Annotated in this window: 14 protein-coding genes; 9 read left to right on the top strand and 5 right to left on the bottom strand. The window is 56.3% G+C overall.

What is annotated here, in order from left to right:
- Position 1 precedes the first annotated feature (1 nt).
- Together AC2FH0_RS00130 and AC2FH0_RS00125 are read right to left on the bottom strand one after the other, a co-directional pair.
- On the bottom strand, positions 2-520 hold the full coding sequence (locus AC2FH0_RS00130; protein ID WP_271948008.1) for a PaaI family thioesterase: 519 nt from the start codon (positions 518-520) through the stop codon (positions 2-4).
- Positions 520-939: a PaaI family thioesterase gene (locus AC2FH0_RS00125; RefSeq protein WP_142632821.1), complete on the bottom strand. Its 420-nt coding sequence runs from the start codon at positions 937-939 to the stop codon at positions 520-522. Before AC2FH0_RS00125 ends, AC2FH0_RS00130 begins: the two co-directional genes overlap by 1 nt.
- A gap of 113 nt (positions 940-1,052) precedes the next feature.
- Between AC2FH0_RS00125 and AC2FH0_RS00120 the strand changes: the two genes are divergently transcribed.
- The 8 genes from AC2FH0_RS00120 (at position 1,053) to AC2FH0_RS00085 (ending at position 8,837) form a co-directional block, all read left to right on the top strand.
- Entirely contained in the window at positions 1,053-1,421 is a 369-nt protein-coding gene (locus tag AC2FH0_RS00120; protein WP_142632819.1) for a MerR family transcriptional regulator, read from the top strand.
- A gap of 298 nt (positions 1,422-1,719) precedes the next feature.
- Positions 1,720-2,121: a MerR family transcriptional regulator gene (locus tag AC2FH0_RS00115; protein WP_142632817.1), complete on the top strand. Its 402-nt coding sequence runs from the start codon at positions 1,720-1,722 to the stop codon at positions 2,119-2,121.
- A 48-nt stretch (positions 2,122-2,169) separates the two neighbouring features.
- Positions 2,170-3,951: an acyl-CoA dehydrogenase C-terminal domain-containing protein gene (locus AC2FH0_RS00110; RefSeq protein WP_496788233.1), complete on the top strand. Its 1,782-nt coding sequence runs from the start codon at positions 2,170-2,172 to the stop codon at positions 3,949-3,951.
- A 51-nt stretch (positions 3,952-4,002) separates the two neighbouring features.
- Complete coding sequence (locus tag AC2FH0_RS00105; protein ID WP_142632813.1) at positions 4,003-4,215, top strand: hypothetical protein; 213 nt, start codon at positions 4,003-4,005, stop codon at positions 4,213-4,215.
- 79 nt (positions 4,216-4,294) lie between these two features.
- Positions 4,295-4,933, top strand: coding sequence for a glutathione S-transferase family protein (locus tag AC2FH0_RS00100; RefSeq protein WP_142632811.1), 639 nt, complete (start codon positions 4,295-4,297; stop codon positions 4,931-4,933).
- Between the two features lie 10 nt (positions 4,934-4,943).
- Positions 4,944-6,155 carry an acetyl-CoA C-acetyltransferase gene (locus tag AC2FH0_RS00095; protein ID WP_142632809.1) on the top strand — a complete coding sequence of 404 codons (1,212 nt, stop codon included), beginning with the start codon at positions 4,944-4,946 and terminating at the stop codon, positions 6,153-6,155.
- Positions 6,155-6,643: a cupin domain-containing protein gene (locus AC2FH0_RS00090; protein ID WP_142632807.1), complete on the top strand. Its 489-nt coding sequence runs from the start codon at positions 6,155-6,157 to the stop codon at positions 6,641-6,643. The genes AC2FH0_RS00095 and AC2FH0_RS00090 overlap by 1 nt, the downstream gene beginning before the upstream one ends.
- Positions 6,636-8,837 (top strand): 3-hydroxyacyl-CoA dehydrogenase NAD-binding domain-containing protein, encoded by a 2,202-nt coding sequence (locus AC2FH0_RS00085; protein WP_496788231.1) that lies wholly within the window; start codon positions 6,636-6,638, stop codon positions 8,835-8,837. Before AC2FH0_RS00090 ends, AC2FH0_RS00085 begins: the two co-directional genes overlap by 8 nt.
- Before the next feature lie 67 nt (positions 8,838-8,904).
- Here AC2FH0_RS00085 and AC2FH0_RS00080 read toward each other — a convergent pair whose 3' ends face one another.
- The 3 genes from AC2FH0_RS00080 to AC2FH0_RS00070 all read right to left on the bottom strand — a co-directional run bounded on the left by AC2FH0_RS00080 (position 8,905) and on the right by AC2FH0_RS00070 (position 11,400).
- Positions 8,905-9,633 carry a Hint domain-containing protein gene (locus AC2FH0_RS00080; protein ID WP_496692446.1) on the bottom strand — a complete coding sequence of 243 codons (729 nt, stop codon included), beginning with the start codon at positions 9,631-9,633 and terminating at the stop codon, positions 8,905-8,907.
- A 187-nt stretch (positions 9,634-9,820) separates the two neighbouring features.
- Positions 9,821-10,468, bottom strand: coding sequence for a sulfotransferase family 2 domain-containing protein (locus tag AC2FH0_RS00075; protein WP_496696042.1), 648 nt, complete (start codon positions 10,466-10,468; stop codon positions 9,821-9,823).
- On the bottom strand, positions 10,465-11,400 hold the full coding sequence (locus tag AC2FH0_RS00070; RefSeq protein ID WP_496696044.1) for a DMT family transporter: 936 nt from the start codon (positions 11,398-11,400) through the stop codon (positions 10,465-10,467). Before AC2FH0_RS00070 ends, AC2FH0_RS00075 begins: the two co-directional genes overlap by 4 nt.
- Positions 11,401-11,552: 152 nt before the next feature.
- Here AC2FH0_RS00070 and AC2FH0_RS00065 point away from each other — a divergent pair, with 152 nt between their 5' ends.
- Complete coding sequence (locus AC2FH0_RS00065; protein WP_496692449.1) at positions 11,553-12,566, top strand: hypothetical protein; 1,014 nt, start codon at positions 11,553-11,555, stop codon at positions 12,564-12,566.
- Positions 12,567-12,569 lie beyond the last annotated feature (3 nt).

Raw genomic sequence — 12,569 nt, 5'->3', positions numbered from 1 at the left:
TCTACTCAGCTTTCGATTTGGACTGCGGCATCAGAAAATGCCCGCTGGCCTGTGCGAAAGGACGCTGATGATTGTCCTGCCACGCTTCGACACGAACCGACGCATACCGGCGCCCTAATCGGCGAACAAAGGCACGCGCATAGGCATCCCGAGGCAAGCCCGATCGCAGGTAATCAACGGTGAAATCGACTGTTTTTGGAAACATGATGGTTTCATCTTGAAAGACCGTGCTGGCATCCAATTCGCCGTTTTCGATCCGGGGAAAGAAATACTCCCAACTCAGGGTGATAACCGCGGTTACTTCCAGAAAGGCAGCCGTCACACCACCATGAAGCGCCGGAAGCATCGGGTTTCCGATCAGCTTTTGGTCAAAGTTCAGTACCCCGGTCAACTCATTTCCCCGCCGGTCAAATTCGATTCCGAGAAACTGAATATATGGAACACCATCCACGATTGCCTTCAGTGCTGCATCGCGACGCTGTTCGATAAGCTGCATGGCTTCGGGCCGAGGTCGGGACATCATCGGCTCTCCACTGTGAATGAACCGGTGGCGGTTGCCACGGGCAGGTCCTTGTCCTCATCCATCGCAGTTGCGCGGACAAAGGCCACGTTTCTGGTGATATGATAACAGACAGCATGTGTCGTAATGCTCTGCCCTGGCGTCGCCGGGCGCATGTAGTCTATCCGCAGATCTATTGTCGCGGTGGCGCCGGGCGAAGAAGGATGGCACATGACCGCGGAACCGCAGCAGGTGTCAAGCAGGGCAAAAACCGCCCCGCCATGGATCACACCCGTGCGTGGATCACCGATCAATTCGGCCTTGTAGGGCATCGAAATCTCGGCCTCGCCATTACCCATTTTGGTGAGTGTCAAACCCAAAGCTTTGGCATGCGGAATGGCCTCAATAAACTGTCGTGCTATAGCAGCTTTGTCGACCATCTACTTGTGTCCTCTCTGTTTCTCCCTTTATGAGCGTCAGGCTAGCAAAAGAGCAAGCCCGCCTGTTGCGCTTGAAGTCGCCACGTCCTACGCTGTTTCGAAGGAGACCAGGAATGCCCGACAACCGTTTGTCATTCAAAGAGATGTGCGCCGAGTTTGACGTGACTCCACGTACCCTGCGCTACTATGAATATATCGAACTTCTGCAGCCTGACCGCGAAGGCCGAACTCGCTTTTACGGGCCTAGGGAATGCGCTCGGATGACGCTGATCATGCGGGGACGGAAATACGGATTTCCACTGGAAGATATCCGCCAGTGGCTGCTGATCTACGAAGATCAGGGGAATCAGGCACAGATGAAGGCCTTCATCGAAATGGCCGAACATCAGCTTGTCGAACTGAACAATCAGAAAAAACAGTTGGATGAAGCCATAGATGCCTTGGAACAAATGCGTGACCAGACCGCGAAATTGTTAGACTAGGCATTGCTGCCCAGTTGATCGCGTTTACTATCGGATTTGCCAAAGCCAAAAACAGACCCTTCCTGGGCTCTTTTACCCTTTCAGCATGCTTTCCCGTGTTTGGAAAATTGCATCTGGAAGGTGATCTGACGTGACGTCCTGAAATTCCCTGCAGTAGAAACCTTGACGCGAACGGAAGTTACGTCAACTTATTTGTGACGCAGCGTTCGCGTTACGTGAACGGCATCTACGTGCTGTAAGACGCGCATCGACTGCGCAAATCAGCTTAACGAAGGCCAGTTACAAGAGTGCAGAAACCATGACCGAAGATCTGATGACCATTCGTGAAATGTGCGAGACCTATGATGTCACGCCGCGCACATTACGTTTTTACGAGGCAAAGGAACTTTTGTTTCCGATCCGCGAAGGGCAGAAACGACTGTTCACCAAAAGCGACCGGGCGCGTCTCAAGCTGATCCTGCGAGGCAAACGCTTTGGCTTCAGCCTGGAAGAAATTCGCCAGCTTCTTGATTTGTATCACGTAGGTGATCAGCAGGTTACACAGATGACCCGCACCTATGAGATCGCGTGCGAGCGGCTTGCCGATATGGAATCCCGGCGTGAAGAGCTGACCCAGGCCATTGACGATCTAAAAGAACAGTTGAGATGGGGCGAGAAAGTGATCGCCTCGATCAAGAGCGACAAAAAGGCCGCAGAATAACCCCGGCGGCACCCACCCACCGGACAAGCGAAACTAAGGAAGTTCCCAATGCCCGTATACAATGCACCAACCAAAGACATGCAGTTCGTATTGCACGAAGTGCTCAATGTATCGGGATCGGACATCCCGGGTTATAGCGAGCTTGAACCTGATTTTACCGGCGCTGTTCTAGAAGAAGCCGGTAAGGTGGCGACAAATGTTCTGCACCCGCTGAATACAATCGGTGATACCGAAGGATGTCGTTTGGAAAACGGTGTGGTATATACCCCTACTGGCTTTAAAGACGCATTCGGTCAGATGAAGGAAGGCGGCTGGACCGGCCTGGACATGCCCGAAGAATTCGGCGGCCAGAACATGCCTTATGTCATCGGCTCTGCCGTGGCCGAGATGTTTTCCGCCTCGAACCAGGCGTTCACCATGTATCAAGGTCTGACCCACGGCGCAGCCTCGGCCATTCTGGCGCACGGCACCCAAGAGCAGAAAGAAACCTATCTGCCGAACATGGTTAGCTGCGATTGGACCGGCACCATGAACCTGACCGAACCGCATTGCGGCACCGACCTGGGTCTGATGCGCACCAAGGCTGAACCGCAGGCGGATGGCTCCTACAAGATTTCCGGTCAGAAGATCTTTATCTCGGCTGGTGAACACGACATGGCCGACAACATCATTCACCTGGTGCTGGCCAAGATCGTGGGCGGCCCCGAAGGCATCAAGGGTGTATCCCTGTTCATCGTTCCTAAATTCATGGTGAACGAAGATGGCAGCCTGGGTGAACGCAACGGCGTATCGGTCGGCAACATCGAAGAAAAGATGGGCATCCACGGCAACTCGACCTGCGTCATGAACTATGACGAGGCAACCGGCTATCTTTTGGGCGAAGAGCATAAAGGCATGCGCGCGATGTTCACCATGATGAACGAAGCTCGTATGGGTGTAGCCATGCAGGGTCTGTCCCAGGCCGACGCGGCCTATCAGAACGCGGTGGAATATGCCAAGGACCGCCTGCAGGGCCGCGATGTGACCGGCGCGAAAAATCCGGACGGTCCAGCCGATCCGCTGATCGTGCATCCCGACATCCGCCGCAGCCTGATGGATCAGAAGAGCTTTACCGAGGGTGCCCGTGCCTTTGTTCTGTGGGGAGCCACCATGATCGACAAGGCCCACCGCTCTGGTGACGATGACGCCGATGGCCTGATCTCACTGCTGACGCCGGTCCTCAAAGGGTTCCTGACCGACGAAGGCTATGACATGACGGTCAAGGCCCAGCAAGTCTATGGCGGCCACGGCTACATCGAAGAATGGGGCATGTCGCAATATACCCGCGACGCCCGGATCGCGATGATCTACGAAGGCGCAAACGGCGTTCAGGCGCTTGACCTTGTGGGCCGTAAACTTGCCCAAGATGGCGGCAAACACGTCATGGCGTTTTTCGAAATGGTCAAAAACTTCTGCAAGGAAAACGCAGGTCAGAACGAAGCCTATGATACGGCGTTTATCGAACCGCTGAAAGCGGCCTCCAAGGATCTGCAGGCCGCTGCCATGTACTTTATGCAAAGCGGCACCAAGAACCCCAACCATGCGCTGGCTGGGTCGAATGACTTCATGCACATGTTCGGTCATGTCTGCCTGGGCCTGATGTGGGCACAGATGGCAAAAGCCTCTTATGCCGCACTTGAAGCCGGGACTTCGGACACCGAGTTCTACGAGACAAAGATTACCACCGGCCAGTTCTACATGGCGCGTCGCTTGCCAGCCACCAGTCTTCATCTGACACGCATCCAGAGCGGTGCGGATACTGTCATGGGCCTGGACGCGGCAAACTTCTGATCTCTGACCGGCCCCAAACCATCTTGGGGCCGGCCATTCGAAAGGCTCGATATGCCAAAACGATTTCGCCTGACTCGCCGTTTCCCGGTCGCCATGACCGAAGACGGCTATCGCAAACTCAGAGGGTTCGCGCGCGAGGCTGGTCTGGACGAAGGTGAGGCACTGTCATTCCTGTTCGAGAACTTCAACAGTGTCATCGACGAAGAGAGCCTGACGCACCGTTTGCGTATCTTCAATTCCGAACTTGAAGAGCGCAAACGATAAGAAAACAGACCCGCCCAAAAAAGGGCGGGCTACATGATACAGCACATCGCACTGACTCATGTGCCAAGGGAGGCAAATGATGACCATCAAACTGCATTGTTTCGGCGTCAGCGGAAACTCGTACAAGGCGGCGCTGGCTCTGGAGTTATCAGGGTTAGAATGGGAAGCCGTCGAAGTCGACTTCTTCAAAGGAGTGACGCGCACTCCCGAATTTCGTGCCACTGTCAACGAAATGGGTGAAGCGCCCGTCATGATTGATGGCGACTTTCGCACCAGTCAGTCCGGGGCCATTCAGACTTATATAACTGAAAAGACAGGTATGTTCGGAGGAAAGACGCAGGAAGAGAAATACGAGGTACTGCGCTGGGTGCTGTGGGACAATCACAAACTCAGCTCGATGGCAGGCCTGACCCGTTTTTTGATCAACTTTCTGCCGGAAGAACATCGCAACCCAGACGTGATCGCATTCAACCAGGGTCGTCTGAAGGCTGCGTATCAAGTCCTGGATGCACATCTGAACGGTCGCGACTGGATCGTTGGGGACGGCGTAACCAATGCTGATCTCAGCTGCTGTGGCTATCTCTACTATCCTGAACCCTTCGGCTTTGACCGCACCGAATGGCCAAATATCGACGCCTGGCTGACACGCTTGTCCCAGCAGCCTGGCTGGAAACACCCCTACGACCTGATGCCCGGCTCTGTGCCGGATCGAGCTTAAGGAGAAAACTATGACCGACGCATATATCTATGACGCCCTGCGTACCCCGCGCGGCAAAGGCCGCAAGGATGGCAGCCTTCACGAGCTGACTTCGGCGCGCCTGTCCTCGCTGACATTGAACGCCGTAAAAGAGCGGAACAATCTAGAGGGCCACGCCGTGGAGGACGTCATCTGGGGCAACGTAACCCAGGTTATGGAACAGGGCGGCTGTCTGGCACGAACCGCAGTGCTGGGTTCTGATCTGGATGAATCGATCCCCGGGCTGGCGATCAACCGGTTCTGCGCCTCGGGCATGGAAGCTGTGAACCTAGCTGCCAACCAGGTCAAAGGCGGCGCGGGCGACGCCTATATTGCAGGCGGGGTCGAGATGATGGGCCGTGTTCCGATGGGCAGCGATGGCGCTGCGATTGCGGCTGACCCTTCACTGGCGATGAACACCTATTTCGTTCCGCAGGGTATCTCAGCTGATATCATTGCGACCGAATACGGGTTCACACGCGATCAGGCTGATGCGCTGGCGATGGAATCGCAGCGCCGTGCAAAAGCTGCGTGGGACGACAACCGGTTCTCGAAATCGGTCATCACCGTTAAGGATCAGAACGGCCTGACCATTCTGGACCATGATGAATACATGCGCCCCGGCACGGACATGCAAAGCCTGGGTGGCTTGAACCCCGCATTCCAGATGATGGGCGAGCAAATGCCCGGCTTCGACAACGTCGCAAAGCTGAAATACCCGCATCTGGAAAAGATCAATCATATCCACCACGCGGGTAACAGCTCGGGCATCGTGGATGGTGCGGCGGCAGTTCTGATCGGCAACAAGGAATTCGGCGAGAAATACGGCCTGAAGCCGCGCGCACGCATCAAGGCCACGGCCAAGATCGGCACCGACCCCACCATTATGCTGACCGGTCCGGTTCCGGTGACCGAGAAAATCCTCGCCGACAACGGCATGAAAATCAGCGATCTCGACCTGTTCGAAGTGAACGAAGCCTTTGCCTCGGTTGTTCTGCGCTTCCAGCAGGCATTCGATGTCGATCCGGCTTTGGTCAACGTCAATGGTGGCTCGATCGCAATGGGCCACCCGCTGGGCGCGACCGGCGCGATGATCATCGGCACCCTGCTGGATGAGCTTGAACGTCAGGACAAGGAAACCGGGCTGGCCACGCTTTGCATCGCATCTGGCATGGGTGCAGCAACGATCATCGAGCGCGTCTGATGCCCAAGCTGGATCTCTCTCAGATTCCGTTTCAGGGCGGCTCGGCCTATCCCGGCAAGCTGGCCGAGGCGACCGCAGGCCGTTTTGTTCAGCGCCTCGGTGATGCGGGCGGGCTGACCCAGTACGGGGTCAACATCGTACGGCTTGAACCGCAAGGCATGTCCTCGCTGCGTCACTACCATATGGAGCAGGACGAGTTTGCAATCATGCTAAGCGGCACCTGTACGCTGATCGACGACGATGGCGAGCATGAAATGCAGCCCGGCGATTGCGCCGCATGGCCCGCAGGTGAAGCCAACGGCCATCACCTTGTGAACAACACCGATGCGCCTGCGACCTTTCTGGTGGTGGGCACACGGACCCCGAACGAGACCGGCTATTACAGCGACTTAGACATGATGGTGAAGGATGATGAGAACGGATTCTCCTTCACCCGGAAAGATGGCAGCCCGCTAACGGCTGACCAGATTGGAGATGACAATGACTGATTTCACTCTGAGCAAAGACGCGGACGGCGTCGCCATTATCACCTGGGACGTCCTAGGAAAGTCCATGAACGTGATGTCTTTTGACGGCTTCGCACAGTTGAGCGATTGCATCGATCAGGCACTTGCCGATGACGAGATCAAAGGCATCGTTATCACCAGCGGGAAAGAAGGTTCGTTCGCCGGTGGCATGGACCTGAACCTGCTTGCGGTGATGAAAGAACAGGCGGGCAACAACCCCGCCAAGGGCCTGTTCGAAGGCACCATGAATATGCACGGCGTGCTGCGCAAGATCGAGCTGGCGGGCATGGACCCCAAGACCAAGAAAGGCGGCAAGCCGATTGCAACCGCCCTGCCCGGTACAGCCGCAGGCATTGGCATGGAACTACCGCTGTCGACGCACCGCATCTTTGCAGCCGAGAACCCAAAGGCGAAATACGGCCTGCCTGAAATCATGGTTGGCATCTTCCCGGGCGCTGGTGGCACCACCCGTATGGTCCGCAAGGTCGGTGCGATTGCAGCCGCTCCGCTGTTGCTGGAAGGCAAGATGCTGGACGTCAAAAAGGCGAAAAGTGCAGGCTACATCGATGAGATCGCCGAGGATCCAGTTGCCGCAGCAAAAGATTGGGTGCTGAACGCCAAAGATGCGGACATTGTGAAGCCTTGGGATGCCAAGGGTTACAAAATGCCCGGTGGCGCGCCTTACCACCCTGCTGGTTTCATGAATTTCGTCGGCGCCTCGGCTATGGTGAATAGCAAAACCCAGGGTGCGTTCCCTGCCGCCAAGGCGTTGCTAAGCGCTGTTTACGAAGGTGCACTGGTTGATTTCGACACCGCGCTGAAGATCGAAGCCCGTTGGTTCACCTCCGTTCTGATGAACCCGTCTTCGGGTGCCATGATCCGATCACTGTTCCTGAACAAGGAAGCCTTGGAAAAAGGCGCCGTGCGTCCTGCGGGCGTACCGGATCAGTCAGTCAAGAAGATCGGTGTTCTGGGCGCTGGCATGATGGGTGCGGGTATCGCACTTGTATCGGCGCAGGCCGGTATGGAAGTTGTTCTGGTCGACCGCGATCAGGAAGCAGCAGACAAAGGCAAAGCCTATACCGAGACGTTCCTGGACAAAGGTATGAAGCGCGGCAAGGTTACGGCTGAAAAGAAAGAGGCCATGCTGGGCCGCATCACCGCGACCCCTGACCTTGATCATCTGAAGGGCTGCGACCTGATCATCGAAGCTGTCTTTGAAGACATGGGCGTCAAGGCCGAGATGACCAAAAAGGTCGAGGCGATCATTCCCGAGGATTGCATCTTTGCCTCGAACACCTCGACCCTGCCGATCAGCGACCTGGCCAAAGCTTCGGTGCGTGCGGATCAGTTCATCGGCATCCACTTCTTCTCGCCCGTCGAAAAGATGTTCTTGGTCGAGATCATCAAAGGCAAGGAAACCGGTGATCGCGCAGTGGCCAAGGCACTGGACTATGTGCGCCAGATCCGCAAGACGCCGATCGTGGTCAACGATGCCCGCTTCTTCTACGCCAACCGCTGCATCATTCCCTACATCAATGAAGGTGCCCGGATGGTGACCGAAGGCGTCAGCCCGGTTCTGATCGACAACGCGGCACGCCAGTTGGGCTTCCCTGTCGGGCCGATCCAGCTGACTGATGAGACCTCGATTGATCTGGGTGCCAAGATCGCACGCGCGACCAAGGCCGCGATGGGCAACGAATATCCTGAAAGCCCGTCCGATGATCTGATCTTCTGGATGGAAGAACAGGGCCGTCTGGGCCGCAAGGCAAACGCGGGCTTCTTCGACTATGACGAAAAAGGCAAGCGCGTCGAATATTGGAAGGGTCTGCAGGACAAGTATCCGCTGGCAGAGGATCAGCCCGACGTGATCGAAGTGCAGGAACGCCTGATGTTCGCTCAGGTTCTGGAGGCTGTCCGCGCATTGGAAGAAGGCGTTCTGGAAGACATCCGCGAGGGTGACGTCGGCGCAATCTTGGGCTGGGGCTTTGCACCTTGGTCAGGTGGCCCACTGAGCTGGCTGGACATCATCGGCACCCCTTATGCGGCCGAGCGCTGCGATCAGTTGACCGCACAATATGGGGAACGGTTTACCTGCCCGCCGCTGCTGCGTGAGATGGCAGATAAAGGCCAAAGCTTCTACGGGCGTTTCAACCCCGAAGCCAAGGCTGCCTAAACAGTTGGTGCTGGCGTAAGAGACCTTACGCCAGCACCCTGCTTGTCGTGTTTGGTTGGTCTGCCGTTCAGATCACTGGGAGAGGTCGGCCCGGACGACCCGGGCGACGCGCACCCCTGCTGGGTCTCAAAGGGACAACTTGTTCCAGCGAGATGGGTGCAGGCAGCGCACCCAACGGGTTGGCAAGGGCTGCCACGCGGCCCTCGGTTCGTATTTCTTCGACCAAATCCGCCGCTGTTTCGCTTTCGGCAATTTGATAGCCCGCACTTGTGCCGCTGTGGCCGCCGAAACGCCCTGACGGGCAGAAGGCGCGCATGCCGCCTTCCATATAGACCACTTCATCCTCGTCAAAGAACAGTGCGCTGACATCGAATGATGATGCCGGGACGTCCGACTTGATGCGGAACAAACCGCTCAACTTTCGTGCTGCCACAACAGTCAGATCTGCGGTGCCATGCTCCAATGCTATACCCTGTTCAGGCATGATCCAAATCGTACCTGGGCTGTCGACGGCACTTGGGGGTACGCGGACTGGCAAATACTCGATCCGACTTTCTTCAGTAGGAACCGAAATCGTATCGACAGAAATGCGCCTTACTACCTTAAAGCCGTTCTCGACTGTCCGGATCAGATCACCAGGCTGAATGTCTTCAATCGGCGTCCAGCCGTCGACAGTTGCAACCCTGGTCCCGTGGATCAAGCCGCCACGGCGCGCGTTCAGTTCTACTCTGGTTTCGAATTGTGTCCGGCTTTCCGGAACATCTGAAATACCCATGTCACTCACTACTTCAAACACGTGCCTCCCCCCCTGCTGGCACCAAAAACAATAGATATTCATTAGCATCCAAACCGATCACGCGTCCAAATTTTGACACATTTGAGCCTGATTTGGGTCCCAAACCCCGTTGGACAACGCTAAAAACGGAACAACGATCTGTAATCGCCCGGTATTAAGTCCCGCAGGGAAACGATATTTCTGTCATCTAATCAAAAGAGTATCCGAATCTGTCTATATCTTCAGCGCAAGCCTCGGCGATGGCCTCCTGTGATGCGGCTGAATAATAGCTGCGGTAGTCTTGTGACCGCTCTGATCGGTTCAAATGCGGCAGCGTGATCCGAAACCCCAAATGGTCGAACAGAGGCTCTGCCCCCTGATCAAAGGCTTCGAGCCTGATGAAATGCTGGCATTGTTCAATACCATCGGCTCGCGTCACGTAGTGCCGCGCCGGATGCTGACGGAGCGACTGTTGCGTCGCGGGATGGCAGACAAATCCTTCAAACGAATGGGCGCGGGCCAGCGCGATTGCGGGATGATCAAAGCCTTGCACCTTGAGCCAGTGATAATAGCTGACAAGCCGATCCCAGGGATTTCGGACCAGAGTAAAGACTGTCATCCCCGAAAAGTCATCCGGTGAAAGAACACCTTCGATATCGGCGAGGGTTGAATGTTTCCAAAGGCGGCCACGCGCCGATAGCTGTTTGATCCGCCTATTGCGTTTCTTTGCCTTGGGCGTATCTCCCAGCAAAATATCATCCTTCATCGCGCGCTGTTCCAAAGCCAGCGACAAAGATGTCCCTCCAGTTTTGGGAATGTGGACGAAGATATAAGAGCGACCGCGCGAAATGATCACGATGCGGCCTCTGTAGCGGCGGGACGCGTGGACCGCCAGGCCAGCAGAACTCCGGCCGTTGCGATCAGGCATATGCCGAGGATCTGCAGAACACCGATATTCTGCCCAAAGACCCTCCAGGCGAACAAGGGTCCAAATATCATCACCGAATATTCAAACACCGCCACATAAGAGGTCTCACCGATCTGATAGGATTTGATCAGCATGAATACCGCAATCGTTGAACCAACAGCCTGCGCAATAATCCATGGAAGTGCCGGTCCCATCTGCCAGACCCAACCTCGGGTGACGAACCCGTCCGGCCCAGCGACCGGAGCCACTGGGAAAAGAGAAAACACGATTAGTCCCAACGCTCCAGCCAGTCCCAAAGTCACCACCATTGCCGCCAGCAATGCCGTCGTGCTCTCCTGCGCGCAGTGGCTTCGGGTGATGACTGAACTGAACGCGTAGAACAGCCCTCCGGCGACCGGCAACAGCGTTTTTGCATCAAACTCGCCGGGATTCGGCTGCAACACGCACAAAATCCCGGCAAACCCTACTGCAACGGCCAGAATACGCCATGGGCCTATCCGTTGCTTCATGGCGACGGTTGTAATCAACAGCACAAAGATCGGCGACGTGAACAACCCTGCCAGCGCCTGAGCAATCGGCATCAGCGCAAGCGAGGCAAAATAGAACAACATGGCCAATGTGATGAGAACACTACGCAGGATCACGGGGCCAAGCCTAATCGGGCGCAAGCGGCCCAGCCCAAGCAGTGACAGGCCCATTATCAGCGGTAGCATGAGCAGTGCCCGGCTGAAATGGAACTGCCACAGACCGATCGTTTCGGCCACCAAGATGACCACATTGTCAATCACGCCGATGATTGCCATAGCACTGACCATCAGCACCGAGGCCAAAACCGGTGAAGTCTGGGTGTCCGCCTGCATCATTTTCCCCGCGGCATGATGGAGAGCGGTAACAGAATATTCCGCTCGTCTAGGTATCCAGCACATTTCCTGAACGTCGCGCAACAGGTTTGCGCCGGTTGAATTTAGCGTGTTAAGCTGGCTCCAATTAAGAACGAGCAGACATCACCCCGATGACGGCACTGAAACAGTTCCAGCGGATCGAAGCCACCGGTCTGTGGCGCCCCTCGCCCGATGTTCAGCGGCGCGAGGTTGTTGTGTCGATTGGTGAAGCGACGCTGACGATATCGGATTTCAACGACCGGGCCCTGACGCATTGGTCGCTGGCTGCGCTAGAGCGCCAGAACCCCGGTGTTTTCCCTGCAATTTACCACCCGGATGGCGACCCACAAGAGACGTTGGAACTGGCCCAATCCGAAACCACGATGATCGAAGCCATTGACCGTCTGCAGCGTGCCATCGACTGGTCACGCCCCCACCCCGGGCGTTTGCGGTGGTTCAGCGTGGCCGGGGTTGTGGCTGCTGTGGCCGCGCTCATGCTGTTGTGGTTACCGTCAGCGTTACAAAACCATGTCGTATCCGTCGTTCCCGAAATCAAACGTATCGACATCGGCGACACAATCCTGAGGCGCATCGAAAGAGTGTCAGGCCGCGCCTGCGTGTCCGAGGGCACTCAGGAAGCACTGGATCATCTGGCGGCAAGAACGGGCGTGCGCGCAATTGTTATCCTACCCGCCGGAGTACAGACCAGCCTGACCCTGCCGGGTGGAATTGTCCTGTTGAACCGATCTCTGGTCGAAGATCACGAAGACCCCTCGGTCGTGGCCGGGTACATCCTTGCGGAACGTGCACGTGTGCAGGCACAGGACCCACTGGATGATCTGCTGGACCGTACTGGCATCAGATCTGCGTTCCGCCTGCTGACAACCGGTGAGCTGACACCTCAGATTGTCGACAGTTATACCGAAGAAGTTCTATCAGAACCCCGTCCGGCTGTACCCGACGAGAACCTGCTGGAAATTTTTGCCGAGGCAGCTTTGCCCTCAGTCCCCTTTGCTTATGCGACGGACGTCACAGGTGAAACCGTGCTGGGCCTGATCGAGGCCGACCCGATGGCGGGCCAGCCCCTGCAACAGATACTGCCAGATCGCGAATGGGTCCGTCTGCAGAATATATGCGGCGGATAAGCC

Source organism: Ruegeria sp. CDSC051, from assembly GCF_059610665.1.
This window is presented reverse-complemented; position numbering and strand designations above follow the sequence as displayed.